This is a genomic window from Conexibacter stalactiti (assembly GCF_033542075.1).
Lineage (GTDB): Bacteria > Actinomycetota > Thermoleophilia > Solirubrobacterales > Solirubrobacteraceae > Conexibacter > Conexibacter stalactiti.
In genome coordinates this window covers 13,839-40,490 of record NZ_JAWSTH010000054.1, presented here as the reverse complement: position 1 = coordinate 40,490, position 26,652 = coordinate 13,839, and the positions used below count along the sequence as shown (strand labels likewise).

The following is a 26,652-nucleotide window of genomic DNA, read 5'->3' as shown; positions in this document are numbered from 1 at the left end:
CCTCGGCGGCGGCGGTGGCGGCGGCCTCTACGGCGGCGGCGGTGGCGGCGGCTCGACCTGCGGCGGCTCCGGCGCCGGCGGCGGCGGCTCGAGCCTCGCGCCGGGCGGCTTCGTCACGGCGGCCACGACCACGACCCCGACGGTCGTGATCTCGGCGCAGGGCGCGCCGACGCAGCTCAGCCTCGTGCTCGCCGACGGCGAACTGGTCGCGAACGGGACCGCGAGCACGACCGCGACGGTCACGGTGAGAGATGGCGCCGGCGCGCCGGCGATCGGCGAGCAGATCGCCTTCAGCGGCAGCGGCGGCCAGAGCTTCGGCGCGGTCACCGACCACGGTGACGGCACCTACACGGCGACGGTCACCGCCTCGACGACCGCCGGCAGCTTCGCAATCAGAGCGTCGGCCGGCGCGCTCAGCGACAGCAGAACGCTGAGACAGCTCGCCGGCCCGGCCGCCGCGGTCGCGCTCGTGCTCGATCCCGGCGAGATCGTCGCGAACGGCACCGCGACGACGACCGCGAGAGCGGCCGTCACCGACGCGCACGGCAACGCGGTCGCGGGCGAGCTGGTCACGGTCCTCAGCAACGGCGAGCAGACGGTCGGCGCGGTCACCGACAACGGCGACGGCAGCTACAGCGCGACGGTCACCGCGACGACGAGAGCGGGCAGTGCGACGCTGACGGCGAGCACCAACGGCAGAAGCGGCAGCGCGACGCTGAGACAGGTCGCCGGCCCGGTCGACGAGGTCAGACTGACGCTCGTGCCCGATGCGATCGTCGCCGACGGCACGGCGTCGACCGTCGCGACGGCGACGGCGACCGACGCCTTCGGCAACCCGGTCACGAACGCCGCGGTGAACTTCGGCAGCGACGGCGGCCAGGAGATCGGCGTGGTCTTCGACCACGCCGACGGCCGCTACTCGGTCGGGCTGCTGTCGACCAGAAGAGCGGGCAGATCGACGATCACCGCGACCGCGGGCGGCAGAAGCGACAGCGCGACGCTGACGCAGACGCCCGGCCCGATCAGCGAGTTCACGCTGAGACTCGACCCCGACACGATCCGCGTCACCGACGGCGTCACCCAGACGACGGCGACCGTCGTCGTGAGAGACGCGAACGAGAACCCGATCGCCGGCGTCTCGCCGTCGATCGCGAGCGACGGCGACCAGGCGATCGGCGCGATCGCGGACGGCGGCGACGGCGCCTACACGGCGACGATCGACGCGTCGAGAAGAGCGGGCAGATCGACGATCACGGCGGCGCTCGACGGTCACAGAGCGAGCCAGACGCTGACGCAGAGAGCGGGCAACGCCTGGGAGATCGAGACGACGCTCGCGCCTGACACGATCGTCGCGAACGACACGGCGACGACCACCGCGGTCGTGAGAGTCGTGGACAGATACGGCAACCTCGTGCCGGTCAGCGGCACCGTCTCGGTCAGCAGCGACGGCGGCCAGCAGGTCGGTCCCGTCACCGATCACGGCGACGGCAGCTTCAGCGCGACGGTGACGGCGACGACGAGCGTCGGCAGAACGTGGATCCAGACGAGATGGGGCGGGTCGCTCGGAGGTGCCTGGCTGACACAGGTCGCCGGACCCGCGGCGAAGGTGACCGTCGCGCTTGAGCACGACGAGCTGACCGCCGACGGCGCTGCCGCGACGACCGCGACGGCGACCGTCACGGACGCCCACGACAACCTGATCAGCGGCGACGACATCGTCTTCGCGAGCGACGGCGGTCAGGCGATCGGACCGGTCAGCGACCTCGGCGACGGCCGCTACCGCGCGACCGTCACCGCGACGACGACAGCGGGCGAAGCGGAGATCGCGGCCGTCGACCGCTCCGCAGACCCGGCGCCGCGTGGCACGGCGAAGCTGATCCAACGGCCCGGGCCGGCCGCGCGGATCGCGCTGTCGCTCGATCCGGCGACGATCGCGGCCGACGGCGTCGCGACGACGCGCGCGACCGCGATCGTCAGCGACGCGCACGGCAACCGCCTCGGCCACGGCGGCGAGCAGGTCGCCTTCAGCGCCGGCGGCGGCCAGCCGATCGGGCCGCTCGCCGACCACGGCGACGGCCGCTACAGCGCGACCGTGACGGCGACGCGAGCGCCGGGTCGCTTCGCGATCGTCGCCGCCGGCGCGTTCGCGACGCCGGCGCGCGCCGAGGCCGAGCTGACGCAGACCGAGCTGCCGCCCGCCCCGCCGACGCCCCCGGGCGGTGGCGGCAATGGCGACGGCGGCGGCGACGGCCGGCGCGGTGGCGATCCCTCCGCCACCGGCGGCCGCTTCGCCGCGCGCTTCGCGGGCATCGACCGCCGCGGCCGCCTCACTGTCAGGCTGACCGCGCCGGCAGCCGGCCGTATCGCGCTCGTCGCGACCGTGCCGGGCAGACGCCGAGCGAACGCGAGAGTCCGCGGAGTCCGCGCCGTCGTCGTCGCCCGCGGCGCGCTGCGGGTCACCAGAAGCGGCGCCTTCCGCCTCGTCGCGAAGCCGACGAGAGCGGGCAGAGCGCTCGTCCGCCTCGGCCGCAGGGCGCCGCGCGTCACGGTGAAGCTCACCTGGCGCCCCGCCGCCGGTGGCAGGGCCCAGACGGTCACGCTGCGCAGCGTCCGCCTCGGGGCTGCCACGCGGCGCTGACTGCCGTTCAAGGCCGGCCCCGCGATGGTCGACACAGAGGACGGCGGTCCGAATCGCCGCCGTCAACCCAACGTCAGGAGATCCATGCGCCGCTCACGTCTCCGCGCTCGATCCACCATCACCGCGCTTGCCGCCTGCGGGCTGCTGACGGCCGCCGGCGCGGCGACCGCCTCCGCCCAGAGCAACGGCGTCGAGACGCTGCGCTTCACTGCCGCCGGCGTCACGGTGACCGCCCTCGACCACGGCCCGAGCGGCAAGAGCCCCGGCGACCTCTACGTCTACGAGGGCGCGCTGCGCCAGAAGGGCAAGCGGATCGGCTCGATCTACGGCACCAATGTCACGGTCAAGGTGAGCGGCAAGCGCGAGATCGTCCAGGGCCAGCTGTCCTACGACTTCGGCGGCGGCGACTCGATCGTCGTGACCGGCATCAGCGCGTATCCGGTCGACGGCAAGAACGGCTTCATCGTCGGCGAGGAGGTCGGCCGCGTCGTCGTCGGCGGCACCGGCATCTACTCCGGCGCGCGCGGCAACGTCACCACGACCCACCAGAAGAACGGCACCTACAAGCACGTCGTGCGCCTCTACCCGTAGGCGCGTCGCACACGGGTCACGGCTGCATCCGCGGGTCCTGCGTCGGGTCGGGGTAGACGGGAGGGCAGCCGCGCGTGACGGCCTCCGGGCGCAGTTCGTAGTGCCACGGCTCGTTGCCGTAGATCTGGCACAGCCCGTGCTCGGCGCCGTGCTCGGACAGCCACGCCGCGGCCCCGGAGGGCCCGATGTCGACCGCGTCCCCCGACACGTGAGCAGACGTGTCGGGGGTGGCCACCCAACGGGCGGCCTCCTCCTCTGAGCCGTACGTCACGACCGCCTCGCGGAGGAGCTTCTCCTGGTACGCCGGGGACCGCCAGCCACTTTCGACGCCGAGCGCGACCCCCTCGCCCGCGGCATCCGACGCCGCCTGGCGCAGGGCGCCGAGGAGAGCCGCATCGAGCTTGGCCACACCCGGAACCCCGTTGTCGAAGACCGTCGTGCCATCGGGGACGGCACCGTCGGCCTCGCCGAGCGGACCGTGGTGCACGCCGTGCGGATCAGGGTGCTCGCCGCGCGGCACGTCGCCGGGCGCAGCGGCCTTCGAGGGCGACGACGAGAACTCCGGCGCCGGCGAGGATCCCGGCGGCTGCTGGCCGAGGACCGCGACGATCGCCGCGAGGACGACGAGCAGGACGGCGACGCGCGTCCTTCGAACGCGGATCCGCCGGGGCGCTGTCGGTGCTCGCATGGTGGAGGTCATGCCGCCATTCAAGGCAGCGGGGCGTTGCCAGCACGTATGCGGTTTTCGATACGCCGGCGATAGGCGTGCACCACGTCTTCGAGGCGCGTCACGCGGCTGCCCTTGACGAGCGCCGCGTCACCGGGACCCAGCGTGCGCAATACCGCGGCGGCCTCGTCGACTCCCGTCACGTACGCCTCGCCGTAGAGCCGGGTCTCGTATCCCACCAGCTCGATCCCGAGCTCCTCCGCCATGCGGGCGATGCGGCGATGCTCGGCTTCGCTCTGGTCCCCCAGCTCGGCCATCAGCCCCAGCAGCGCCAGCTTGCGTTCGCCCGGCAACGCGGCCAGTGAGCGCACAGCCGCCTCGGCCGACGCGGGCATCGCGTTGAAGCAGTCGACGACCAGGACGGGGCCGCCGGGCACGCGATGGACCTCCATGCGCCAGGGCGAGCCTTGGGTCACGGCCAGTGCCGCGGCGACGGTCTCGATCGGGACCCCGCACCACAGCGCGACCGTCGCCGCGGCCAGCGCGTTGGGGACCTGCTGCATGCCGTGCAACGCCAGCCGGACCTCTGTCTGCCCCCACGGCGACGACAGGCGGAAGCGAGCGCGCAGGTCCCGGTCGAGCGTGACGGATTCAGCCCGCACGTCGGCGTCGGTCCCCACGGCGTACCCGAGCACGGGACAGGCGCTGAGCGACGCCATCTCGCGGACCCGTGGGTCGTCGAAGTTCAGGACCGCGAGACCCGCCGCCGGCAGCGCAGCCACCAGCTCGCCCTTGGCGCGCGCAACGCCGTCGAGGTCACCGAAGTACTCCACGTGCGCCATGTCGACGCGGGTCACCACCCCGACGTCGGGACGTGCGACCTCGGCCAGCCGCTCGATGTCTCCCACACGCCGGGCGCCCATCTCCAGGACCGCCCACCGCGCGGCCTCCGGCGCGCTCAGCAGCGTCAGCGGGAGGCCCAGCTCGTTGTTGAAGGAGCGCTCGCTCGCGGCGATCGGAGACGTCGACGCCAAGCAGCCGGCCAGCAGGTCCTTCGTGGTGGTCTTGCCGACCGACCCGGTGATGCCGATCGCGCCCCCGACACGAGCGCGAGCCAACGCCCCCAGGCGCAACAGCGCGGCGGCGGTGTCGCGAACGCGGACGGCCGTCCCGCCAACCGGCTCATGGGCGGTGAGGTAGGCCGGCGCGCCCGCCTCGAGCGCTGCCAGGATGAAGTCGTGGCCGTCGCGCGCGGCCACGATGGGGACGTAGAGCTGCCCAGGCCGGATCGTCCGCGAGTCGATGCTCGCCCCTTCGATGCTGACGTCCGGCCCGACCAGCTCACCGCCCAGATGGGCCGCCAGCTCAGCCGTCGAGAAGCGCACGCGCGTCACCCCTCGCACACGATGTGACGGGAAAGTCGAAGTACGTGTCCGGATACGGCTCGTCGGCGAGTGTGTAGTGCCACCACTCGCACTCGTAGGCGCGGAAGCCGCAGGTCTCCATGAGCGAGCAGAGGGCTCGCCGGTTGCTCGTCTCGACGTGCGTGATTCCTGCCGCTCCGTGGTGTGAGACCGCGTCCATCAGGTCGAAGTCACCGCCCATCGGAGCAAGCTCACCGGTCGCCAGGTGATACAGCGTCACGTCAACGGTGCTGCCCCGGCTGTGGCCCGACTTCGCGGCCACGTATCCCTGCTCGAACATCTCGGCTTTGGTGATGTTGGGGTGGTGCCGCAGCTTCGTCCGGCGATCCTCCGGCTGCTGCGCCCAGCGCAGAAAGCAGTCGACGGCGCGTTGCGGGCGATAGCCATCCCAGAGGAGCAGGCCGAAGCCACGCGCTGCCGCCTCCTCTCGCGCTCGTTCCAGAGCTGCGCACAAGGCGCTCGTGCCGACGATGCGATTGACCAGGTAACCGTCCACCGGCTTGCCGGTGAAGTTGTCCCATGTCGCGTACTTCGCGTCCCAACGTATTCCGGCGACGAGTTCGTCGACACAGACGAAGTCACCGTTCATCGCCCGTCACCCGTCAGGGCGAGCGCCACCATCCGGTCGATCACGTCGGACAGCGGCAGTCCCGCGGCCGCCATCATCCGCGGATAGCGGCTGTACGACGTCATGCCGGGCAGCGTGTTGACCTCGTTGAGGACCACCTGCCCGTCCTCCTTCAGGAACATGTCGACCCGCGACAGCCCCCTGCATCCAAGCGCGCGATAGACGGCCTTTGCCGTCTCCTGCACGAGCGAGCGCGCCGCTGCCGAGATGTCCGCGGGAACGGTGACCGACGAGTTGTCGGAGCCGCGTTCCGGCGCGTCCTCCTGATGGATCCTGAAGAAGCCGTGGGACAGCGCGATCTGATCGACCTCGCCGGCGAGCAGATCCCGTTCGTCGCCCAAGATCGCGCAGCCGATCTCGCTGCCGACGACGGCCTCTTCGATCAGCACCTTCGCGTCATACCGGCGCGCGGCTTCCACCGCGCTCGCCAGCTCGTCTCTGTGAGAGGCCTTGCTGACGCCGAACGACGAGCCCGAGCGGGCCGGCTTCACGAAGACGGGATAGGTCAGCTGGTCGAGATCGGGCTGCTCGCCCGCCGTGACGGTCCAGAACTTCGGCGTCGCGATGCCCGCGGCGCTGGCGACCATGTACGTCAAGGACTTGTCCATGCACAGCGCGGAGCTCTGGATGTCGCAGCCTGCATAGGGAATCCCCGCGAGCTCCAGCAAGCCCTGCATCGCGCCGTCCTCCCCGAGCTTGCCGTGCAGGACGGGCAACACCAGGTCGAGGCTGATCGTCTCGTAACGGCCCTGCTCCAAGACGAGCAGTCCGCGGACGCTCCGGTCCGGTGACAGGACGACCGGACGGGAGCTTCCGTTCTCCCAATCTGCGTCAGGGCCGTCACAGAGCTTCCAGGCACCGCTCGTCGTGATCCCGATGAAGAACGGCTCGTACTTCGTGACGTCGAGGTGCCGTGCGACTTCGCGGGCCGACTTGACGGAGATCGGATGTTCTTCGGAACAGCCGCCGAAGATGATCCCGAGCTTCAACTTATCCATGCTGATCGCTGCCTTCGAAGCGCAGGCAATTGACGAGACTGTTCTCGACGGTGTCGCTCAGCGCGTGGTCGGTGTAATAGGCGGTGTGCGGCGTGATCAGCACGTTCGGCAGCTTGTGCAACCGCAGCAGCAGTTGACTCTCGATCGGCCGCGCGCGGCAGTCGGCGTAGAAGATCCCTTCCTCTCCTTCGAGGACGTCCAGCGCGGCACCGCCCAATCTGCCGCTCTCCAAGGCGCCGGCAAGCGCCTCCGTGTCGAGCAGCGCGCCGCGCCCGGTGTTGACGATCACCGCGCCGTGCTTCATCCGCTCGATGCGGGCGCGATCGAGGAGATGATGCGTCGCGGCGGTGAGCGGCGTGTGGAGCGTCACGACGTCGCTCTGCTCGAGCAGAGCGCCGAGCGCGACGTAGTCGGCCGAGGTCGTGGGCCGAGTGTCGTGGGCGAGCGTTCGGCAGCCGAACCCGCGCAACCGGTCGATGACCGCGCCGCCGATGCGTCCCGTCCCGATCACCCCGACGGTCAGGTCGCGAAGCTCTCTCCCCCGTACGGCGTTCAAGCTGTAGTCGTGCAGGTCCGCACGCCGGATGACGGATTTCGCGTGTCGCGCCGTCATCAGCATCAGCATCAGCGTGTAGTCGGCCACGCTGTCGGGCGAGTAGGCGACCGTCTCGACGCGGATGCCGACGGCCGCCGCGTAATTCACGTCGATGTGGTTGCAGCCGACGCTTCGTGTCGAGACATACCTCACGCCGGCTTCGCTGAGCGCGAGCAGCGTGGTGTTCGTGACGTGCGTCTTGTGACCGATGCTGATGCAGCGGTTTCCGCGCGCCAGGTCGACGTTGCCTTCGGATGCCGCTGCCGCGGTGATCGCCGGCGCGACGCCGAGGCGAGGCGCCATCGCCCGGAACAAGGCGGCCTCGTCCTCCTCGCAGCCGTACACCGTGATTCCCGTCGCCGGGACGGCCGAGGATGGCGAGGCGGCGGACGATCGGATGCGGCGGGCCGCTGGTCGTGCTGCTTGGCTGCGGATCATGCCCGCAGTCAAGGCGGCGGGGTGTTACCAGCGCGTATGCGGTTTTCGATACGCCGACGATATGCGCCAGCTCCATAATCGTTGGTGCATGCGCGTGTTGATCGTCGAGGACGAGCTCTATCTGGCCGAAGCCATCCGCGACGGCCTCCGCCTGGAAGCGATCGCCGCCGACATCGCAGGCGACGGCGACACCGCGCTGGAGCTGCTGAGCGTCAACGCCTACGACATCGCCGTCCTCGACCGCGACATCCCCGGCCCCTCCGGCGACGAGATCGCCAAGCGCATCGTCGCCTCCGGCAGCGGCATGCCGATCCTCATGCTCACCGCCGCCGACCACCTCGACGACAAGACCACCGGGTTCGAGCTCGGCGCCGACGACTACCTCACCAAGCCCTTCGAACTCCAGGAGCTGGTGCTCCGCCTCCGCGCGCTCGACCGCCGGCGCGCCCACCACCGGCCGCCCGTGCGGGAGCTCGCGGGCCTGACGCTGGATCCGTTCCGCCGCGAGGTCTACCGCGACGGCCGCTACGTCGCGCTCACGCGCAAGCAGTTCGCCGTGCTCGAAGTCCTCGTCGCCGCCGAAGGCGGTGTCGTCAGCGCCGAAGAGCTGCTGGAACGGGCATGGGATCAAAACGCCGACCCGTTCACCAACGCCGTGCGCATCACAGTCTCGGCATTGCGCAGACGCCTCGGCGACCCCTCGATCATCGCCACGGTGGCCGGCGCGGGGTACCGCATCGACGCAGCGCCCGGCACGGGAGCCGCGGGAGGAGATCGTGGATAGGACCCCCGGCTTGAGCGTTCGTCTCAAGCTCACGCTCAGCTACGCCGGGTTCCTGATGCTCGCGGGCAGCCTGCTGCTCGCCATCGTCTGGGTGTTCCTGCTGCGGAACTATCCCGCCAGCAGCCTCGTTCCCAGGCTCTCCGACTTCCCGCGCGTCCTCGACCCCACCAACTTCGGCCCAAGCGTCTTTGGCGCGGCGGTCGTCGTGGTGCTGGCCTTCCTCCTCGTGTTCGGTCTCGTCGCGGGTTGGCTTCTCGCCGGCCGCATGCTCGCCCCGCTGACCCGCATCACCGACGCCACGCGCATGGCCGCGACTGGATCGCTCTCCCACCGAATCCGGCTGGAGGGCCCCAGCGACGAGTTCCGCGAGCTGGCCGACAGCTTCGACGCCATGCTCGAGCGGCTCGAAGCACAGGTCGCCGAACAACAGCGCTTCGCAGCGAACGCCTCCCACGAGCTGCGCACCCCGTTGGCGATCACGCAGACGCTGCTCGACGTCGCCCGCAACGACCCCGGCCCCGACCGCGGCAGCGGCGAGCTGGTCGACCGCCTCCACGCCGTCAACAGCCGCGCGATCGACCTCACCGAAGCGCTGCTCCTGCTCAGCCGCGCCGACAAGCGGTCCTTCGTCCCAGAGCACGTCGACCTGTCCCTCATCGCCGAGGAAGCCACTGAGACGCTGCTCCTCCTCGCAGAAGGGCGTGGCGTGACGATCGAGACCTCCGGCGACGCCGCTCCGACCGTCGGCTCGCCGGCGCTCCTGCTGCAGATGGCGACGAACCTCGTGCACAACGCGGTCGTCCACAACCTGCCCGACCAGGGCACCGTGTGGGTCACGACGAGCGCGCACCGCGGAACCGTGGTGATCACGATCGAGAACAGCGGCGAGCAGCTCACCCCGCAGCTGGTCGCCACGCTCGCCGAGCCGTTTCAGCGCGGCTCGAAACGCATCCGCACCGACCACGGGGGCGTCGGCCTCGGCCTGGCGATCGTCAAGAGCATCGCCCAGGCCCACAACGGAACCCTCACGCTCTCCGCCCGGGCCGCCGGGGGGCTCCGCGCCACGGTGCAGCTCCCCGCCGCGCCGCCGCAGCTGGCGGACGACCGTCCGGTCAACGGCCGCGCGCTTCCACCGTGACCTTCGCCCCGCGGCCCCTGGAGCGGCGCCCCGTCTACGAGCAGGTCGCCGACGTGCTCCGCGAGGCGATCCTCAGCGGGGAGATGGCCCCGGGCAGCGCGCTGCCGCCCGAGCGCGAGCTGTGCGGGCGCTTCGGCGTCGGGCGCACGACGATCCGCGAGGCGCTGCGCGCCCTGCAGACCAAGGGCCTCGCCGTCGCCAGCGGCCCGACGTTGCCGCTGCGGGTCGTCGCGCCCGACGCGTTGACGACCGAACCGCTGCGCGACACGCTCGTGCACCTGCTGCGGCTCGGACGCGTGCCGCTCGACGACCTCGTCGGTCTCGGCGCCCTGCTCGAGGGCGCGGGCGCTGAGCAGGTCGCGCAGAGCGACCCGCGGCCCGACCTCACGGCCGCGCGCGAACAGATCGCGTCGATGCGCGCCGCGGGCGCGGACGTCGCGGCGTTCGAGCTGGCCGACACCCGCTTCCACCTCGAGCTGGTGCGGGCGTCCGGCAGCGAGGCGCTGACGATCGTGACGCTCGCCGTGCGAGACACGGTGTCCAAGGCGCTGTCGTCGCACTTGAACTCGCTCGCCGATCCGCGCCCGACGCTCGCCCAGCTGATCGCCGAGCACGAGGGCATCCTGCAGGCCGTCATCGACGGCGACGGCGACACCGCGCGGCGCCTGTCCGCCGAGCACCTGCGGCGCTTCTACGACGGCTCCGCGTAGGCGGCCGGCCGGCCGGCGAGCGACCGCCGCTGAGACGCGGAAAGCCCCGCATACGCGGGGCTTTCCAGCAATCAGTGATTACGCCGGGATTTCGAACCCCGGCGCCAGCCGACTACAGCCGGAACTGCCCGACGAGGCGCTCCAGCTCCTCGGCGGTCTTCGCCAGCTCCTGGGCGGAGGCGGCGATCTCCTGCGAGGAGGCGCTCGTCTGCTGCGTCGAGGCCGAGACCTGCTCGGTCGAGGCGGACGACTGCTCGGCGACCGAGACGACCTCGGCCATGTTCTCCTCCATGCGGCCGGCGCGCTCGCTGATCTCGCCGACGGCGGCGGCGATCTCGCCGACGCGCGCGTTCATGTCCTCGACGCTGGTGCCGATCGCCAGGAACGCCTCACGCGCCTCCTGGACGGTCGCGACGCCCTCCTCGATCTGCGAGCCCGACGCCTCGACGCCCTCGACCGCGGTGCCGGTGTCGCGCTGGATCTCGTCGACCAGCTCGCTGATCGAACGGGCCGCCTGCTGCGACTCCTCGGCCAGCTTGCGGACCTCTTCGGCGACGACCGCGAAGCCGCGGCCCTGCTCGCCGGCGCGGGCGGCCTCGATCGCGGCGTTGAGCGCCAGCAGGTTGGTCTGCTCGGCGATGCCGGTGATCGTCGAGACGATCCCGCCGATCTGGTTCGACTTCGCGCCGAGGCCGCGCATCGCCTCGGTCACCGAGCCGGAGACCTCGACCAGCGCCTGCATCCCCTCGGTCGCACGCGCGATCGTCTCGGCGCCCGACTCCGCGACCTCACGCGCCTGCTCGGCCGCCTGCGCGGTGCGGTCGGCGTTGTCGCTCGACGTGCGCGCGGCGTTGACGACCGCCTCGCCCGTCTCGCGCGCCTCGCCGACGGTGCGGACCTGGCGCTCGGCGCCGGCCGCGACCTCGCCGACGGCGGAGGCGATCTCGCCGATCGCGCGACCGGTCTCCTCCGAGGTCGTCGCCATCTGCTGCGAGGCGGCGGCGACGGCCTGCGTCTCCTCCGCGATCTGGCGCAGCATCCCGGCGACTCTCTCGCGCATCTCGTCGTAGCCGTGGACCGACGCCTGCAGCTGCGTCAGCATCTGGTTGAAGATCTCACCGAGGCGGCCGAGCTCGTAGCCGTCCTCCGCCGTCAGCGCCTCCGTCTCGGCCAGCGCCTCGACGGTCAGGTCGCCGCTCGCGACCGCCTCCAGCGCCGCCTGCAGCGCCGCCAGGTCACGCGCGGAGAGCGTCTCCATCCGCTGCACCAGCGCCTCCAGCGACGATCTGTCGCCGAGCGCCTCGCGCAGCTGCGCGCTCATCTCGACGAAAGCGATCCCCAGCGCGTCTCTGTCGGACTTCGGCGTGATCGTCACGGTCAGGTCACCGGCCGCGATCGACTTCGCCGCGTTGGCGGTCTCGTCGAGGTAGGCGATCATCTCGCGGAACGCCTCGCCGGCGTCGCCGATCTCGTCACGCGACTTGATCTCGACTCTCTGCTGCACGTCGCCCTTCGCGATCCCGCGCGCCGCGCGCACCAGCTGCTGCACGCCACCGGCGATCGAGCGGCCCGCTATCAGCGCGATCGCGATCGCGATCAGCGCGGCGACCGCCAGCAGCACGAGGATCATCGTGCGGCCGGAGTCGACGGTGCTCTCCGCGTCCTTCGTCTGCGCTCTCGACATCGCTCCGAGCGTGTCGTTGAGCGCGACGAGCTGCGCGACGGCGAGGTCGTACGCCGTTCTGCCGTCGCCTCTCTTCACCGTCGCGATCGCGTTCGTGTAGTCCATTCTGTCGGCGAGCGCTCTGAAGCCGTCGGTCGCGCTGACGTAGCCGGCCCACGCGTCTCTGAATCTCGCGACGATCGCCGCCTGTCTGCCGTCGGTCTGTCTCGCCAGTCTCGCGATGTTTCTGTCGATCATCGAGAGATCGGTCGCCATCGATCTGGCGGAAGCGAGACGGTCTCTCGGCGAACCGAGGATGTAGTCGAGTTGATCGAACCGGTAGATGAACAGATAGGCGTTGAGCGAGCCGATGTCCGTGAGGCTTGGAGCGACTCTGGAGCCGAACTGCTCGACGTTGTTGTTGATCGCGCCCATGCGCGAGATGGCGACGACGCCCAGGACGACCATCAGGGCGATCACGACGAGGAAGCCGCTGAGCAGCTTCGTGCGGACGGTGAACTTCATCGGGGATTCCTTCTGGAGACGGGAGGGGCGACCTACGCCCGGTGATCGGCCGCGAAGTGGTCGGCTGTAGCCACTTGTCAGCAGATGACCGATTGACGCGCTGTGCGTCCGCGCACAGGACGCACCCGCGCCAGGTCGTTAGCCTCGTCGGCAGATGACGTCGCGACCGCTCCGCTGGCTCGCGCTCGGTGCGGTCACGGTGGCCGCCGCGTGGGCGCTCGACGCGCTGGGACTGCCCTCAGCGACGCTGTTCGCCGCGCTCCTGGTCGGTCTCGCGGTCGCGCTGCGGCTGCCGGGGCGGTTCGAGCCGGCGCCGCTCGTCGTCCACGGCGCGCAGGGCGTCACCGGCGTCGTGCTCGGCGCCTACCTGCAGTCGTCCTCGCTGGAGGCGCTCGCGCACGACTGGCTGCCCGTCGCGCTCGTCAGCGCCGCGACGCTGCTGCTGAGCCTGCTCGCCGGCCACGTGATGGCGCGCGTGACCGACGTCGACGAGCCGACCGCCGCGCTCGGGATGGTCGCGGGCGGCGCCTCCGGGATCGTCGCGATGGCGAACGAGCTCGGTGCCGACGACCGCGTCGTCGCGTTCATGCAGTACGTGCGCGTGCTGCTGATCGTGCTCACGACGCCGCTGATCGTCGCGCTCTTCTTCGGCGACCACCACGCGGCGGTCGACGCCATCCCGGGCGGCGCCGATGGCGAGCCGTTCCTCGGCGACGCGGGCGGCTGGCTGCTGACGCCGGCGGTCGCGCTCGCCGGCGTCGCGCTCGGGCGGCTCGTGCGGTTGCCGGTCGCGACGCTGATGGGGCCGCTGCTGCTCGCCTCGGTGCTGGCGCTGACGCTGCCGGAGGGGACGCTCGCGGTGCCGCCGCTGCTGCGCGAGACGGCCTTCGCGCTGATCGGCCTGCAGGTCGGCCTGCGCTTCACCGCCGACATGGTCAAGTGGCTCGGCCGCCTGCTGGTGCCGGTGCTGGCGACGGTCGTGGTGCTGGCGGCCGCCTGCTTCGGGCTCGCCGCCGCGCTCGCCGCGACCACGCACGTGACGCTGCTCGACGCCTATCTCGCGACGACGCCGGGCGGCCTCTACGCCGTCCTCGTCGCCGCCGTCGGCAGCGGCGCCGACACGACCTTCGTCGTCGCCGTCCAGACGCTGCGGCTGCTCGTGATGATCGTGCTGGCGCCGTTCGCGGTCAGGCTCCTCCTGCACCGTCGGGTACCTCGGCGCGCCGGCATGGATTAGGCGGGCGCGGGCGTGGCAGGATGAGGGCATGGCCGACTCCTACCTCGAGACCAGCGACCGCTACGTCGCCGCTCCGGACCGCTACGAGACGATGCAGTACCGCCGCTGCGGCCGCAGCGGCCTGCTGCTGCCGGCGATCTCGCTGGGGCTGTGGCACAACTTCGGCGACGACCGCCCGATCGACAGGCAGCGCGCGATCCTGCGCCGCGCCTTCGACCGCGGCGTCACCCACTTCGACCTCGCCAACAACTACGGACCGCCGTACGGATCGGCCGAGGTCAACTTCGGCCGCATCTTCGCGGAGGACTTCCGCCCGTATCGGGACGAGCTGGTGATCTCGACCAAAGCGGGCTGGGACATGTGGCCCGGCCCCTACGGCGAGTTCGGCTCGCGCAAGTACCTGCTCGCTTCGCTGGACCAGTCGCTGAGACGGATGGGGCTCGACTACGTCGACGTCTTCTACTCCCACCGCTTCGACCCCGACACGCCGCTGGAGGAGACGCTCGGCGCGCTCCATACCGCCGTCCAGCAGGGCAAGGCGCTGTACGTCGGGATCTCCTCCTACAGCGGCGAGCGGACAGCGGCGGCCGTGCGGATCCTGCGCGAGCTGGGAACGCCGCTGCTGATCCACCAGCCGTCGTACTCGCTGCTCAACCGCTGGATCGAGAACGACCTGCTCGACGTGCTCGGCGAGGAGGGCGTCGGCTCGATCGTCTTCACGCCGCTGGCGCAGGGGATGCTGACCAACCGTTACCTCGACGGCATCCCGGACGACTCGCGCGCCGCCAGAAACACCTCGCTGGACCCGAACTGGCTGAGAGAAGAGACGCTCGTACACATCCGTGCGCTGAACGAGATCGCCAGACGTCGCGGCCAGTCGCTGGCACAGATGGCGCTGGCGTGGACGCTGCGCGACCCGCGCGTCACCTCGACGCTCGTCGGCGCCTCCAGCGTCGCGCAACTCGACGACAACCTCGGCGCGCTGGAGCAGCCCGACTTCGCCGACGAGGAGCTGGCCGAGATCGACCAGCACGCGAGAGAGGCCGGCGTCAACCTGTGGGCCGACTCGGCGGAGGTCGACTGATCTCGCTACAGTGATCCGACCGGCGGATTGCCCACTCGGCTTGAGCCCTTTCGGGCTCGTCCGGGCCACGCGCCGGCCCTTGCGGCCGGCGGCCAGTCCCGGAGGTCGGGAGTGTCCAGTTGCCCAGGCATCAGACACAAGTCCTGGGACGTTTGCAGTTAGTGGCGATCCATGACCGGCGGGTTACCGGCCGGGCTCTCGAGCCCGGCCGGTCCCATTTAACGGGCCGTCGCGCCGCTCGCGGCCGCGCTCGACGCGATCTCGCTCAGCAGCGCCGCCGTCTCGCTCGGCCGCGTGATCATCGGCCAGTGGCCGGCGTCGAGCGTCGCGTGCGCCCAGCCGGGCGTCGCGTCCCCGATCGGTGACGGGCCCATCCGTCTGGTGCAGGTGACGTAGGTGCGCGGGAGCGTCGTCTCCGCGATCTCCAGCGGCTCGCGGAAGACCGCGAGCGGATGGCCCGCCGACTCGCGCCGGATCCAGGCGCGGTCCTCCGGGCTCAGCTCGTTGCCCGGGTAGTAGAGGTCGAGCGTCGCGTCGTCGAACCACGGCACCCGCCGCGCGTCGCCGCCGGCCTCGGCGGCCGCGACGATCGCCTGCTCGAACTCCGGGCCGGCGGCTTCGAAGGCCGAGACGCCGCTGACCGGCAGGACGGCGTCGAGGAAGACCAGCCGCGCGATCCGCTGCGACATGCGCCCGGCGGCGCCGGCGATCGCGAGCCCGGACAGCGAGTGGCCGACGAGCACGACGTCGCGCAGGTCGTCGCGCTCCAGCAGCGTGACGAGGTCGGCGACGTGGGTCGAGAGGTCGATGGCGGCGGCGTCGGCGCCGCGGTCGTGGGCGCCGAGGCCGCTGAGCGTGACCGGATGGACGGCGTGGCCCTGCCGCTCCAGCAGCGGCGTGACGCGGGACCACGCCCAGCCGCCGAGGCCGGCGCCGGGGACGAGCACGATCGTGGCCATGGGATTCGCTCCTTCGTGGTGGTCGATTGGGGGCATGCCTCGCAGGCTAGGAGCGAATGCGGGCATTTTTCGCCCTGATTTCGTGCTTTGCTTGTCGTCATGTCGCGACCGGCCACCCGTCTGCTGGAACTGCTGGAGCTGCTGCAGGACCGCCAGTCGGCGAGCGGGCCGGAGATCGCCGCGCGGCTCGACGTCGACCTCCGCACCGTCCGGCGCTACGTCACGAAGCTCGAGGAGCTGGGGATCCCCGTCGAGGCGACGCGCGGGCGCGGCGGCGGCTACCGCCTGCGACCCGGCTTCAAGCTGCCGCCGCTGATGCTGACCGACGACGAGGCGAGCGCGATCGTGCTGGGCTTGCTGGCGGCGCGGCGTGACGGGCTGGGGACGGCGGAGCCCGCGATCGACAGCGCGCTCGCGAAGCTGCGGCGCGTGCTGCCGCGTGAGCTGCGCGAGCGCGTTCGCGCGCTGGAGGCGGCGCTCGGCTTCACGCGCCCGGCGCCGGCTGCCCCCGCGCCGCCGCCGACCGCGACCGTGCTCGCGCTCGCCGACGCGATCGGCCGCGCGCGGCGCGTCGAGATCGCCTACGAGACCGGCGCCGGCGAGCGCTCGACGCGGCAGCTCGACCCGTACGGGCTCGTCTTCCACAACGGCCGCTGGTACCTCTCCGCGCTCGACCACGGCCGCGGCGAGCTGCGGGCGCTGCGGCTGGACCGCGTCGGCTCGGTGCGGCTGCTGCGCAGAGCGGCTCGGCCGCCGGCCGGCTTCGACGCGGTCGCCCACGTCGCCCGCACGCTCGCGCGGGTGCCGTGGAGATGGCGGGTCGAGGTGATCGTGGAGGCGCCGCCGCGGGAGCTGGCGCGGTGGCTGCCGCCGGGCACCGCCGAGCTGGAGCCACTGGAGCTGCCGGACGGTGCCGGCGCCGGCACGCGGCTGCGCGCCCGCGCCGAGCGGCTCGACGGGATGGCGCGCCTGCTCGCCGGCCTCGGCGGGCGGCTGACCGTGATCGAGCCGCCCGAGCTGCGCGACGAGCTGCGCACGCTCGCGGCGGAGCTGGCGGCCGCGGCGGAGCGGTGAGGGCCGCTCAGGCCGTCCCGCCGGCCAGCCGCCGGCGCAGCTGCGCCAGCCCGCTGCTGACGTGCGTGCGCGCCGCCGCCTCGCTGCAGGCCAGCTCGGCGGCGACGTCGGCCCACTCGCGCTCCTCGACGACGCGGGCGATCACCGCCGCCCGCTGCGTCTCCTCCAGCTCGTCGACCGCGTGCAGGATCGCGGCGTCGGGGTCGAGCAGCGCGAGCTGCTCGACCCGCCGCAGGTCTTGCTCGGTCAGCGCGATCCGCTGCATCGCGAGCTGGCGGCGGGCGGCGGTCGGCACGCGGCCGCTGCGGCGGTGCTCGCCGAGCGCGCGCAGCGCGATCCGCAGCAGCCAGTCGCGCGCGGGCGCGGCGCCCGGGCGGTAGCGCGGACAGGCGATCAGCGCCGCCGCGAAGGTCTCCCCCGCCAGCTCCGCGGCCGTCTCCGCGTCGCCGCAGCGCCGCAGCAGGAAGCCGATGACCGCCGCCACGTGGTTGCGGTAGAAGACGCGGAAGGCGTCGGCGTCGCCGGCGCCCGCGGCCAGCAGCAGCGCGTCGTCGTCGCGGTCGTTTCGTCGTGGTCCCAACACCATTGATACGTCGGCACCAACGAAGCTGTGACCGTTTTGTTTCGCGCGGCGCGCCGCTAACTACTGTGACGGAGCGTCGGAATGCTGGTCGGTGTCGCCGAGCGGGGTGTCGCTGCTGCCGGGCGCGCCGGGCAGCGTGTCCTTGTCGTCCTCGCCTCTGGCGTGGCCCTCGCCGCCTCTCAGGCCGGAGGCCGGCTTGCCGGGGTAGTCGTCGGGCTTCTCGTCGTCTTGGGTCATGTCAGACAGCTACCCGGCCACGCCCTCCGGCTCACGCCCACCGCCTCACGTCTTCGCGAGCGTGAAGCGGCTGACGAGCGCGTCCAGCTCCTCCGCCGTGCGCGCGAGCGCCTGCGCCGAGGCGGCGATCTCCTGCGTCGAGGCCGACGTCTGCTCGGTCGAGGCGGAGACCTCCTCGCTGGAGGCCGACGACTCCTCGGCGACCACCGCGACCTGCGACATGCTTTCGCGCATTCGCAGCGCGCTCGCCGCGATCTGCTCGATCGCTGTGGCAATCTGCCCGACACGGCCGTGCATGTCCTCGACCGAGCCGCCGATCCGCTCGAACGACGCGCGCGCCTGCTCGACCGTCGCCGCGCCCTCCTCCGTCTGACGGCCGCCGCTCTCGACGACCTCGACCGCGCGGCCCGTCTCCTGCTGGATCTGCGAGATCAGGCCGCCGATCGTCGAGGCCGCGCCGCGCGACTCCTCCGCCAGCTTGCGCACCTCCTCGGCGACGACGGCGAAGCCACGCCCCGCCTCGCCGGCCCGCGCCGCCTCGATCGCGGCGTTCAACGCGAGCAGGTTGGTCTGCTCGGCGATGCCGGTGATCGTCGCGACGATCCCGCCGATCTCGTCGGACTTCTCGCCGAGCGCGCGGATCGCGGTGGTCGCCTCGCCGGAGGAGAGCCGCACCGCCTCCATCGCGCTCGTCGCCTGCGCGACCGCGGCCGCGCCCTCGACCGCGACGTCGCGCGCCTGCTCGGCGGCGCGCGCCGACTCCTGCGCGTTGTCGGCGCTGAGCTTGGACGCCGAGGCGACCTCCTCGGTCATCTGGCGCGCCTCGGCGACCGTTCTGACCTGACGGTCGGCGCCCTGGGCGACCTCGCCGATCGTCGTCGCGATCTCCGCGATCGCGCGGCCGGTCTCCTCCGAGGTCATCGCCATCTGCTGCGAGGCGGCGGAGACGTTCGCGCTGCTGTCGGCGATCTCGCGCAGCATCTGCGCGAGCGTCGTGCGCATCCGCGCGTAGGAGCCGATCGACTTCTGCGCGCTGTTCAGCATGCCGCTGAAGATCTCGGCCAGGCGGCCCTCCGTCTCGCCGGGCGCGGGCGGCGGCAGCGGCTGCGTGACCGCCTCTATCGCGAGCGTCAGGTCGCCCTCGGCCATCCGCGAGAGGCCGTGCTCGAGGTCGGTCAGGCAGTTCGCGCCGAGCGACTCCATCCGCTCGGTCAGCAGCTCCAGGCACGACCTGTCGCCGAGCGCGGCGCGCAGCTGCTCGCGCATCGCGTTGTACTCGGCGATCGAGGTGACGGTCTTGTCGAGGATCTCGTTGACGCCGATCTGGATCTCGCCGATCTCGTCGCTGGAGACTCTGGAGATCGGTCTCGTCGTCGACTGCACCTCGACCGTCATGTCGCCGCGCGCGACGGCGGCGAGACCGATGTTGAGGTTGCTGACACAGTCGTCGCGCAGGTGGTCGAGCCGCGCCAGCACGCGCCGCACGCGCATTCTCAGCGCCAGCGTGATCCACAGCGCGAGCGCGATCCCGAGCAGGGTCGCACCGACGAGCGCGATCACCAGCAGCACGCGCGAGCTGTCGATCGTCGCCTTGAAGTCGCTGTTGAGCACCTCCACGCGGGCGCGCGTCTGCGCGTCGAGCGCGGGCGTCGCGGCGTCGACGACGCGGCTGTGGTCGTCCTCGAACGAGGCGAGGTTGACGAACGAGATCGCTCCCATCACGAGCACGATCGCCACCAGCGCGCCGAAGGCCAGCGCGAGCTTGCGTCCGACGGTCCAGCGAATGCCAAGGAAGCCCTTCACCCGTGCTCCTCGTCTCCTCGATTGCGGCGGCGTTCAGACGAACGCCCACGTTCAGGTCGCCTGATGTTTCGGCAGACAGCGCCGTTCCTTGAGCGCTGCATGGCGCACTCCGCGCATGTCGACGCGCTGACCGCGCGGATTTCGACGCGTGGAGCATGCGGCGGGCGCGCGATTTTCACGCGCGGAACATCTGTTCCACGGCGCCGCACGCCACAATGGGTACGAGATGAACGCCACCGCCCCAGCCCTCGACGCGCTCGATCGCGACACCGCCCTGCTCGAACGCCTGCTCGGCGATGTGCTCGAAGAGCAGAACGGCCGCGCCTTCCGCGAGCGGCTGTTCTGGCTGCGCGACAGCGCCGCGGCGCTGCGCGACGGCGACACGAGCCAGGGCGACCAGCTGCTGACGTTCCTGCGCGGCCAGCCGGCCGCGCGCCTGGCGCCGTACGTGCGCGCCTGCTCGATGCAGCTGCAGCTGGCCAACATCGCTGAGGAGCTGGAGCGGCTGCGCCGCCGGCGCGAATACGACTCCGACGCGAGCGTGCCGCAGCGCGAGTCTTTGGCGGCGACCGTCGGCGCCGTCAGCCAGGTGCCGCGCTCGCGCGTCGCCGAGGGCCTGCAGGCGCTCGACGTGCGGCTGGTGATGACCGCCCATCCGACCGAGGCGACGCGCCGCTCGGTCTTCGACCACCAGCAGTCGGTCTGGCGGATCATGGAGAAGCTCGACGATCCGCGCGTCGGCGCCACCCGGCGCCGCCAGCTGGAGGACGAGCTGCGCGAGGTCCTGACGACCTGGTGGCAGACCGACGAGGTCCGCCGCGTGCGCCCGCTCGTCGAGGACGAAGTGCGCCGCACGCTGTTCTTCTTCGAGGCGGTCCTGTTCGACGCGATCCCGGTGCTGGCAGCCGAGCTGTCGCGCTGCTTCGGCGTCGCCTGGCCCCCGCCGCAGCCGCCGCTGCGCTTCGGCTCCTGGGCCGGCGGCGACATGGACGGCAACCCGGAGGTCGGCCCCGAGTCGGTCGAGCGGACGCTGTCGATGCACCGCGCGACCGCGCTGCGCCTGCTGCGCCAGCGCGTCGACGACCTCGCGAGGGAGTTCTCGCAGGCCGACGACCACGTCTTCCTCTCCCCCTCGCTGCGCTCCTCGATCGAGCGCGACGAGATCGAGCTGCCCGACGTCGAGAGCGGCCGCCGCAACCCGCACGAGCCGTTCCGTCGCAAGCTCGGCCTGATCGCCGGCCGCCTCGACCGCACCCGCGGGCGCGAGCCGGGCGGCTACGAGACGCCGGCCGAGCTGGCCGCCGACCTCGAGCTGGTCCGCGACAGCCTCTCCTCCGCGCGCGTCGCGGCCGGCAAGATAGCCCGCCTGCTGGTGCAGGTGCGGACCTTCGGATTCCACCTCGCCGCGCTCGACGTGCGCCAGAACGCCGGCCCGCTGCAGGCGGCCGTCGGACGGCTCGTCGAGGGCTACGCCGACGCCGACGAGGCCGGCCGCCAGGCGCTGCTGGCGGCGGCGATCCCGGCGCTGGAGGGCAGCGACCAGCGCGAGCACGACGCCGCCACCGACGACGGCGTGCTGCTGTCCTTCGCGGCGATCGCCGAGGGCGTTCGCCGCCACGGCGCCCGCGCTCTCGGCAGCGTGATCATCTCGATGGCCGAGCAGCCCTCCGACGTGCTCTGCACGCTCTACCTGCTGCGCCGCGCCGGCGTCGGCCGCGACGAGCTGGAGGCGCTGCCGATCGTGCCGCTGTTCGAGACCGTCGACGACCTCACGCGCGCCGAGGCGACGATGGACGCGCTCTACGCCGACCCCGCCTACGCGACGCACCTCAACGGCTGCGAGCGGCGCCAGGAGATCATGCTCGGCTACTCCGACTCGGCCAAGGACGGCGGCTTCGTCTCGGCCCAGTGGGAGCTGTACGCGGCGCAGGAGCGGCTGATGGCGGCCGCCGACGAGCACAAGGTCAAGCTGCGCTTCTTCCACGGCCGCGGCGGCTCGACCTCGCGCGGCGGCGGCCCCAGCCACCGCGCGATCGTCGCGCAGCCGCCCGGATCGATCCGCGGCCGCATCCGCATCACCGAGCAGGGCGAGGTGATCTCGCAGCGCTACTCGCACCCGGAGCTGGCACAGCGGGCGCTGGAGCAGACGCTCTCCGGCGTCGTGCTGGCGACGCTGGCGCCGCCGGCCGAGCCGCCGGCCCGCTTCCGCAGCGAGGCGCAGCGGCTCGCCGACAGCTCGCGCACCGCCTACCGCGCGCTGATCTACGACGACGAGCGCTTCGACGCGCTGCTGCACCAGGCCTCGCCGCTCGACGAGCTGGCCGACCTCAACATCGGCTCGCGCCCGGCCTCGCGCGGCGGCCGCAAGCTGCGCGAGCTGCGCGCGATCCCGTGGGTCTTCGCGTGGATGCAGAACCGCCTGCTGCTGCCGGCGTGGTACGGCGCCGGAACGGCGCTGCACGGCGGCGACCTCGGGCTGCAGCGTGAGATGCGCGACAGCTGGCCGTTCTTCCGGATGGTCATCTCGACGCTGGAGGTGTCGCTCTTCAAGAGCGACCTCGGCGTCGCCGAGCGCTACTTCGAGCTGGTGACCGACAGAGGCGCGCGCGAGCTGTGGACGCCGATCCGCGACGAGCACGAGCGGCTCGTCGAGCGGGTGCTGCAGATCACCGGCAACGACTCGCTGCTCGGCGACACGCCGGCGCTGCTGAAGCGGCTGACCCACCGCAACCCGTGGATCGACCCGCTCTCGCACGTGCAGGTCGACCTGCTGCGCCGCTCCCGCGCCGACGACCCCGACGCCCAGACGCCGCTGCTGCACACGGTCGCCGGAATCGCCGCCGGCATGCGCAACACAGGCTGAACGCCGGTCGGCGATTCCGCAGAATCTGCCGCCGGCATGCGCAATACAGGCTGAACGCCGGTCGGCGATTCCGCAGAATCTGCCGCCGGCATACGCAACACGGGTTAGGAGGCCAGGCGCGCGCGGCGGTCTCTGATCCCGCGCGCGACGAGCTGGCGGGCGAGGTTGAGCATCAGCAGCGCGAAGCCGATTCTGAGCGCGACCTCCGGCAGCACGTTGGCGAGCGCGACGCCGGCGACCGCGCCGCCGATCGACAGCAGCCCGATCACGCCCGCGTCGCGGACTCTGATGTTGCCGTAGCGACGCTGGTTCCAGCTGCCGACGAGCGCGACCGGCACGATCGCCAGCAGCGAGGTCGCCTCCGCCTCGACGGTGCCGAGCCCGAGCACCAGCGTCAGCGCCGGCACGAACAGGATCCCGCCGCCGATCCCCAGCAGCCCCGAGGCGATCCCGGCGAAGACGCCGATGATCGCGGCCAGCAGCAGGTCGCCGTCCATCACCGCACCACCAGCTGGATCGCGGCGACGACGAGCAGCGCCGCGAAGGCGAACGCGATCGTGTCGCTGTGGACCCGTTGCTGCAGCCAGGTGCCGAGCAGCACGCCTCCGATCGCGGGGATCCCGACGAGCACGCCGGCGAGCACGTCGACGTTGCCGTAGAGCCCCTGGGTGGCGGCCGCGAAGGCGGCCGTCAGCACGATCGCGCCGAGCGAGGTCGCCGCCGCGGCGCGCGCCTCATAGCCCATCCACAGCAGCAGCAGCGGCACCATCACGGTGCCGCCGCCGACGCCGAAGAGCCCGCTGAAGAGCCCTCCGGCCGTTCCGATCGCCGCGAGGCGGCCGACGCGCACGGACGCGCTGCCGCGTTACGGCTTCGTGTGCGCTCTCGTCGCGGGGCCGGCGTACGTCTCGCCGTCAGGCGCCGTCCAGGAGACGCGCCACGAGCGCTTCGCCGTCGTCGAGACGGTCCGCGTCCAGTAGCCCTTGCCGTCGAAGCGCTGTCTGCCGAGCGTCTTCCAGGCGCCGCTGTCTCTGTACTGCACCGTCACCGAGCCGGCCCCCTTCGCCGGTCGCACGAGGCCCCACAGCGTCGCCGAGGTCGCGCTTCTCGGGACGACGACGAGCGGCAGGCGGAAGCCGTAGAGCGCCGGCTTCGGCTTGTTGCCCTTGTAGAGGTAGAGGCCCGACTCGAAGCTGCCGTACGCGCGGCCGGTCGGATTGTCGTCGTCGCGCATCAGGTACTGCGAGAACGACTTCACGCGCGGGTTCAGGAACGCGATCCGCTCGGCGATCGAGCGGAAGTCCGACTGCTTGTCGAGCGGGACGCCGATCAGCCCGTCGGGCTTGCTCTGGACGCCGAACTCGGTCAGGTAGAGCGGCAGGCGCGAGGCGATCGCGCCGGCGGCCGCGGCTCTGTCGAGCGCTCTGGTGAGGCGGTCGAGCACGCCGATCACGACGTTGCCCTGGTCGGCCGGTCTCAGGAACGGGCCGGCCTGCGTCGAGTACGGATGCATCGCGAAGCCCTGCGTCGGCAGCTTCGAGCAGCGCTGGCCGTTGACCTTGACCGGCTTGTAGTTCTTGTCGAGGCAGAGCATGCCGCGCAGGAAGTCGATCGGCGCGACGGTGCCGAACGTGCGCGAGCTGTTTCTCTGCGGCGCCAGCTCGCCGACGAGGATCGGCTTGCGCACGTTCGCCGCTCTGAGGCCCGAATAGGCTCTGACGTAGAGGTTGCGGTACGTGATCGGGCTCAGCAGTCTGTTGCTGGAGCCGTCGTAGATCGGCTTCAGCAGCTTGCCGAGGTTCGGCTCGTTCCAGACCGACCAGTAGGCGACTCTGGCGCCGTAGCGGCGGCCGACGGCCGTCGCGAACTTGCCGAACTCGGCCGGGTCGGGACGGTTGAGGCCCTCGGGGTCCTTGCCGGCCGTGCCCCACGTCGGGGCGGCGCCGGTGATCGTCAGGTGGACGAGCAGGCCGCGCTCGCGGGCGCCGTCGATCGCGCGGTCGTACTTCTCCCAGCCGCTGTAGGCGGCCGGGTCGGTCGCGTTGAACGACGGCTTCGTGCGCGACTCGGGCGAGGGCGCCAGGAAGCGCCAGCCGAGCTGAATGCGAATGCCATCGGCGCCGAGCGACTGGATCTCGTCGAGCGTGGGGTCCGGCGACACGTCGGTCGTCGTCAGCTCGCGGGGCGCCTCGACGGTCGTGAACTGCGAGCTGTTCGCACTCGCTGCGACCGCCGGCACGAGCAGTGCGAGGGCAGAGACGAGAAGCAGCAGGATCCGTTGGCGCACGAAGGCGTCCTCCTTCATCGGGGTCGAACCACCCGGCCCGAGGCCCGGTGAGGTGGGCCCGCTGACCTGTCGCAAGACGAGCGGGCTCATGCCGGCTTCAACGCGCCGGCGCCCCGAAGGTAGCGCACCACCCCGACGAACCCGCGCATGGCAAGGGTTCGCCCGCAATGGCGCGAGGGCGCCACGCGGCGCCCTCGCTCACTGCCGGGTCGAGGCTAGGCGGTCGGCGCCGCGCTGCGCGCGACCGTCGCCGGCCCGGTGTATCTGGTGCCGTCGGGCGCCGTCCACTTGACGCGGAACTTGCGCCCGGATCTCGTCGTCACGGCCCGCTTCCAGTAGCCGCTGGAGGAGTAGCGCTGGCTGCCCAGTCTCTTCCAGCCGCCGCGGTCGGCGTACTCGATCGTGATGCTGCCGCCGCGACGGGCCTGCTTGCCCGGCCGCACGAGGCCCCACAGCGTCGCGCGCGCTCTCGACGATCTGTTGGCGACGACGACGAGCGGCAAGCGGAAGCTGTGCAGCGACGGCTTCGGCTTGCGCCCTCTGAAGAGGAACAGGCCCGACTCGAACGCGCCGTAGCGGTTGCCGCCGGTGTCGTCGTCGTCATCGCGCAGCAGGTACTGCGAGAACGACTTCACGCGCGAGTTGGTGTACGAGATGTACTCGGCGATCGAGCGGTAGTCGGACTGCACCGCGAGCGGCACGCCGACGCGCTTGTCCGGGTAGCTCTGGACGCCGAACTCGGTGATGTACAGCGGCAGGCCGCGGGCGATCGCGCCGGCGCGGGCCGCTCTGTCGAGCGCCTGCGTCGCGCGCGAGAGGACGCCGATCGTGAGGTTGTCGGTCGGCGGCGTCAGGAACGGGCCGGCTCTCGTCGAGTACGGGTGGATCGCGAGGCCCTGCGTCGGCAGCTTCGCGCAGCGCGTGCCGCGCGCTCTTCTGTAGTTGCCGTCGAGGCAGAGCATCGAGCGCAGGAACTGGATCGGGCGGATCGTGCCGATGTCACGGATCGCGTTGCCGATCGGGGCCAGCTCGCCGATCAGGATCGGCGCGCGCACGCCCGCGCTTCTGAGGCCGGAATAGGCTCTCAGGTAGAGGTTGCGATAGACCGTCGCGCTCTCGTTCTTGGCGATCGGCTTGAGGAACTTGCCGAGGTTCGGCTCGTTCCAGATCGACCACCACGAGACCTTGCTGCCGAAGTGGCGGCCGACGGCGGTCGCGAAGCGGCCGAAGGCGGCGCTGTCGGGACGGGTCAGGCCGTCGCCGCGCGAGGTCGCCCAGTCGGGGGCGGCGCCGCCGATCGTCAGGTGGACCTTCAGGCCGCGCTCGCGCGCGCCGTCGACGGCGGCGTCATAGCGCTCCCAGCCGCTGTAGGAGCCGGGATCGGTGGCGTTGAACGACGGCGTGCGGTTGGCCTCCGGTGAGGGGGCGAGGCCGCGCCAGCTGAGCTGGATGCGGATCCCGTCCGCTCCCAGGCTCTCGATCTCGTCGAGCGCTGCTCCCGGCGAGCCGTTGAGCAGTTCGTTCGGCGCTTCGACGGTCGTGAACTGCTTGCTGTTCGCGCTCGCCGCGGTGGCGGGCAAGAACAGCGCGAGACCCGTCATGGCGACGAGCAAGATCCGTTGGCGCACTGAGGCGGCCTCCTTCGTCTCGTTCCGGCAGATGCGAGGGACTTCCCGCACCCTTTCCAAGCCCGCCGGCGACTGAACATGGCAGGCTCTCCTTCGGG

At 71.8% G+C, this 26,652-nt stretch carries 23 protein-coding genes; 9 read left to right on the top strand and 14 right to left on the bottom strand.

What is annotated here, in order from left to right:
* Both R7226_RS18780 and R7226_RS18775 read left to right on the top strand, forming a co-directional pair.
* A partial coding sequence (locus R7226_RS18780; RefSeq protein ID WP_318598778.1) for an invasin domain 3-containing protein occupies positions 1-2,638 on the top strand: 2,638 nt, incomplete at its 5' end.
* 84 nt (positions 2,639-2,722) lie between these two features.
* Positions 2,723-3,229, top strand: a complete 507-nt coding sequence (locus tag R7226_RS18775) for a hypothetical protein (RefSeq protein WP_318598777.1) — start codon at positions 2,723-2,725, stop codon at positions 3,227-3,229.
* 16 nt (positions 3,230-3,245) lie between these two features.
* On the opposite strand, the gene R7226_RS18770 is transcribed toward R7226_RS18775, so the two are convergent.
* Genes R7226_RS18770 through R7226_RS18750 form a run of 5 tightly spaced genes read right to left on the bottom strand, consistent with a single transcriptional unit; the run spans position 3,246 to position 7,844 of the window.
* Entirely contained in the window at positions 3,246-3,929 is a 684-nt protein-coding gene (locus R7226_RS18770; RefSeq protein WP_318598776.1) for a M15 family metallopeptidase, read from the bottom strand.
* Positions 3,930-3,937: 8 nt separating this feature from the next.
* The gene (locus tag R7226_RS18765) at positions 3,938-5,281 is read right to left on the bottom strand and encodes a UDP-N-acetylmuramoyl-tripeptide--D-alanyl-D-alanine ligase (RefSeq protein ID WP_318598775.1); all 1,344 of its coding nucleotides are present in this window, start codon (positions 5,279-5,281) and stop codon (positions 3,938-3,940) included.
* Positions 5,262-5,909, bottom strand: a complete 648-nt coding sequence (vanX, locus tag R7226_RS18760) for a D-Ala-D-Ala dipeptidase VanX (protein ID WP_318598774.1) — start codon at positions 5,907-5,909, stop codon at positions 5,262-5,264. Before vanX ends, R7226_RS18765 begins: the two co-directional genes overlap by 20 nt.
* Complete coding sequence (gene vanA, locus R7226_RS18755; RefSeq protein ID WP_318598773.1) at positions 5,906-6,946, bottom strand: D-alanine--(R)-lactate ligase; 1,041 nt, start codon at positions 6,944-6,946, stop codon at positions 5,906-5,908. The genes vanX and vanA overlap by 4 nt, the downstream gene beginning before the upstream one ends.
* A complete protein-coding gene (locus tag R7226_RS18750) occupies positions 6,939-7,844 on the bottom strand; it encodes an NAD(P)-dependent oxidoreductase (RefSeq protein ID WP_404827874.1) in 906 nt (301 codons plus the stop codon). The genes vanA and R7226_RS18750 overlap by 8 nt, the downstream gene beginning before the upstream one ends.
* A 223-nt stretch (positions 7,845-8,067) precedes the next feature.
* Between R7226_RS18750 and R7226_RS18745 the strand changes: the two genes are divergently transcribed.
* From R7226_RS18745 to R7226_RS18735, 3 genes are read left to right on the top strand one after another with little or no spacing between them, the layout of a single operon-like run.
* Positions 8,068-8,763, top strand: a complete 696-nt coding sequence (locus R7226_RS18745) for a response regulator transcription factor (protein ID WP_318598779.1) — start codon at positions 8,068-8,070, stop codon at positions 8,761-8,763.
* A complete protein-coding gene (locus R7226_RS18740) occupies positions 8,756-9,901 on the top strand; it encodes a sensor histidine kinase (protein WP_404827873.1) in 1,146 nt (381 codons plus the stop codon). The genes R7226_RS18745 and R7226_RS18740 overlap by 8 nt, the downstream gene beginning before the upstream one ends.
* Positions 9,898-10,611 carry a FadR/GntR family transcriptional regulator gene (locus tag R7226_RS18735; RefSeq protein ID WP_318598770.1) on the top strand — a complete coding sequence of 238 codons (714 nt, stop codon included), beginning with the start codon at positions 9,898-9,900 and terminating at the stop codon, positions 10,609-10,611. The genes R7226_RS18740 and R7226_RS18735 overlap by 4 nt, the downstream gene beginning before the upstream one ends.
* A 112-nt stretch (positions 10,612-10,723) precedes the next feature.
* On the opposite strand, the gene R7226_RS18730 is transcribed toward R7226_RS18735, so the two are convergent.
* Positions 10,724-12,799 (bottom strand): HAMP domain-containing methyl-accepting chemotaxis protein, encoded by a 2,076-nt coding sequence (locus R7226_RS18730; protein ID WP_318598769.1) that lies wholly within the window; start codon positions 12,797-12,799, stop codon positions 10,724-10,726.
* 154 nt (positions 12,800-12,953) lie between these two features.
* Between R7226_RS18730 and R7226_RS18725 the strand changes: the two genes are divergently transcribed.
* Both R7226_RS18725 and mgrA read left to right on the top strand, forming a co-directional pair.
* Entirely contained in the window at positions 12,954-14,036 is a 1,083-nt protein-coding gene (locus R7226_RS18725) for an AbrB family transcriptional regulator (protein ID WP_318598768.1), read from the top strand.
* 28 nt (positions 14,037-14,064) lie between these two features.
* Entirely contained in the window at positions 14,065-15,120 is a 1,056-nt protein-coding gene (mgrA, locus tag R7226_RS18720; RefSeq protein ID WP_318598767.1) for an L-glyceraldehyde 3-phosphate reductase, read from the top strand.
* Between the two features lie 218 nt (positions 15,121-15,338).
* Here the strand turns inward: mgrA and R7226_RS18715 are convergent, their stop codons facing one another.
* Positions 15,339-16,079, bottom strand: a complete 741-nt coding sequence (locus R7226_RS18715; RefSeq protein ID WP_318598766.1) for an alpha/beta fold hydrolase — start codon at positions 16,077-16,079, stop codon at positions 15,339-15,341.
* Positions 16,080-16,178: 99 nt separating this feature from the next.
* Here R7226_RS18715 and R7226_RS18710 point away from each other — a divergent pair, with 99 nt between their 5' ends.
* Positions 16,179-17,153 (top strand): helix-turn-helix transcriptional regulator, encoded by a 975-nt coding sequence (locus R7226_RS18710; protein ID WP_318598765.1) that lies wholly within the window; start codon positions 16,179-16,181, stop codon positions 17,151-17,153.
* A gap of 7 nt (positions 17,154-17,160) precedes the next feature.
* Here R7226_RS18710 and R7226_RS18705 read toward each other — a convergent pair whose 3' ends face one another.
* The 3 genes from R7226_RS18705 to R7226_RS18695 form a co-directional block, all read right to left on the bottom strand.
* Positions 17,161-17,733 (bottom strand): RNA polymerase sigma factor, encoded by a 573-nt coding sequence (locus tag R7226_RS18705; RefSeq protein ID WP_318598764.1) that lies wholly within the window; start codon positions 17,731-17,733, stop codon positions 17,161-17,163.
* 63 nt (positions 17,734-17,796) lie between these two features.
* Entirely contained in the window at positions 17,797-17,973 is a 177-nt protein-coding gene (locus R7226_RS18700; protein WP_318598763.1) for a hypothetical protein, read from the bottom strand.
* Positions 17,974-18,018: 45 nt separating this feature from the next.
* Positions 18,019-19,776 (bottom strand): methyl-accepting chemotaxis protein, encoded by a 1,758-nt coding sequence (locus tag R7226_RS18695; RefSeq protein WP_318598762.1) that lies wholly within the window; start codon positions 19,774-19,776, stop codon positions 18,019-18,021.
* A 226-nt stretch (positions 19,777-20,002) separates the two neighbouring features.
* Here R7226_RS18695 and ppc point away from each other — a divergent pair, with 226 nt between their 5' ends.
* Positions 20,003-22,639 carry a phosphoenolpyruvate carboxylase gene (gene ppc / locus R7226_RS18690; protein ID WP_318598761.1) on the top strand — a complete coding sequence of 879 codons (2,637 nt, stop codon included), beginning with the start codon at positions 20,003-20,005 and terminating at the stop codon, positions 22,637-22,639.
* Between the two features lie 104 nt (positions 22,640-22,743).
* Here the strand turns inward: ppc and R7226_RS18685 are convergent, their stop codons facing one another.
* From R7226_RS18685 to R7226_RS18670, 4 genes are all read right to left on the bottom strand, one after another.
* Positions 22,744-23,136 carry a sulfite exporter TauE/SafE family protein gene (locus R7226_RS18685; RefSeq protein WP_318598760.1) on the bottom strand — a complete coding sequence of 131 codons (393 nt, stop codon included), beginning with the start codon at positions 23,134-23,136 and terminating at the stop codon, positions 22,744-22,746.
* A complete protein-coding gene (locus tag R7226_RS18680) occupies positions 23,136-23,489 on the bottom strand; it encodes a sulfite exporter TauE/SafE family protein (protein WP_318598759.1) in 354 nt (117 codons plus the stop codon). The genes R7226_RS18685 and R7226_RS18680 overlap by 1 nt, the downstream gene beginning before the upstream one ends.
* Positions 23,490-23,504: 15 nt before the next feature.
* Positions 23,505-24,944: a hypothetical protein gene (locus R7226_RS18675; RefSeq protein ID WP_318598758.1), complete on the bottom strand. Its 1,440-nt coding sequence runs from the start codon at positions 24,942-24,944 to the stop codon at positions 23,505-23,507.
* 197 nt (positions 24,945-25,141) lie between these two features.
* On the bottom strand, positions 25,142-26,527 hold the full coding sequence (locus tag R7226_RS18670) for a cellulase family glycosylhydrolase (protein ID WP_318598757.1): 1,386 nt from the start codon (positions 26,525-26,527) through the stop codon (positions 25,142-25,144).
* Between the last annotated feature and the right edge of the window lie 125 nt (positions 26,528-26,652).

Excerpts from the sequence above, each read along its gene's own strand:
- R7226_RS18775 (WP_318598777.1), top strand. The coding sequence starts at position 2,723 with ATGCGCCGCTCACGTCTCCGCGCTCGATCCACCATCACCGCGCTTGCC.
- R7226_RS18770 (WP_318598776.1), bottom strand. The coding sequence starts at position 3,929 with ATGACCTCCACCATGCGAGCACCGACAGCGCCCCGGCGGATCCGCGTT.
- vanX (WP_318598774.1), bottom strand. The coding sequence starts at position 5,909 with ATGAACGGTGACTTCGTCTGTGTCGACGAACTCGTCGCCGGAATACGT.
- vanA (WP_318598773.1), bottom strand. The coding sequence starts at position 6,946 with ATGGATAAGTTGAAGCTCGGGATCATCTTCGGCGGCTGTTCCGAAGAA.
- R7226_RS18750 (WP_404827874.1), bottom strand. The coding sequence starts at position 7,844 with ATGGCGCCTCGCCTCGGCGTCGCGCCGGCGATCACCGCGGCAGCGGCA.
- R7226_RS18745 (WP_318598779.1), top strand. The coding sequence starts at position 8,068 with ATGCGCGTGTTGATCGTCGAGGACGAGCTCTATCTGGCCGAAGCCATC.
- R7226_RS18730 (WP_318598769.1), bottom strand. The coding sequence starts at position 12,799 with ATGAAGTTCACCGTCCGCACGAAGCTGCTCAGCGGCTTCCTCGTCGTG.
- R7226_RS18725 (WP_318598768.1), top strand. The coding sequence starts at position 12,954 with ATGACGTCGCGACCGCTCCGCTGGCTCGCGCTCGGTGCGGTCACGGTG.
- mgrA (WP_318598767.1), top strand. The coding sequence starts at position 14,065 with ATGGCCGACTCCTACCTCGAGACCAGCGACCGCTACGTCGCCGCTCCG.
- R7226_RS18715 (WP_318598766.1), bottom strand. The coding sequence starts at position 16,079 with ATGGCCACGATCGTGCTCGTCCCCGGCGCCGGCCTCGGCGGCTGGGCG.
- R7226_RS18710 (WP_318598765.1), top strand. The coding sequence starts at position 16,179 with ATGTCGCGACCGGCCACCCGTCTGCTGGAACTGCTGGAGCTGCTGCAG.
- R7226_RS18700 (WP_318598763.1), bottom strand. The coding sequence starts at position 17,973 with ATGACCCAAGACGACGAGAAGCCCGACGACTACCCCGGCAAGCCGGCC.
- ppc (WP_318598761.1), top strand. The coding sequence starts at position 20,003 with ATGAACGCCACCGCCCCAGCCCTCGACGCGCTCGATCGCGACACCGCC.
- R7226_RS18685 (WP_318598760.1), bottom strand. The coding sequence starts at position 23,136 with ATGGACGGCGACCTGCTGCTGGCCGCGATCATCGGCGTCTTCGCCGGG.
- R7226_RS18675 (WP_318598758.1), bottom strand. The coding sequence starts at position 24,944 with ATGAAGGAGGACGCCTTCGTGCGCCAACGGATCCTGCTGCTTCTCGTC.
- R7226_RS18670 (WP_318598757.1), bottom strand. The coding sequence starts at position 26,527 with ATGACGGGTCTCGCGCTGTTCTTGCCCGCCACCGCGGCGAGCGCGAAC.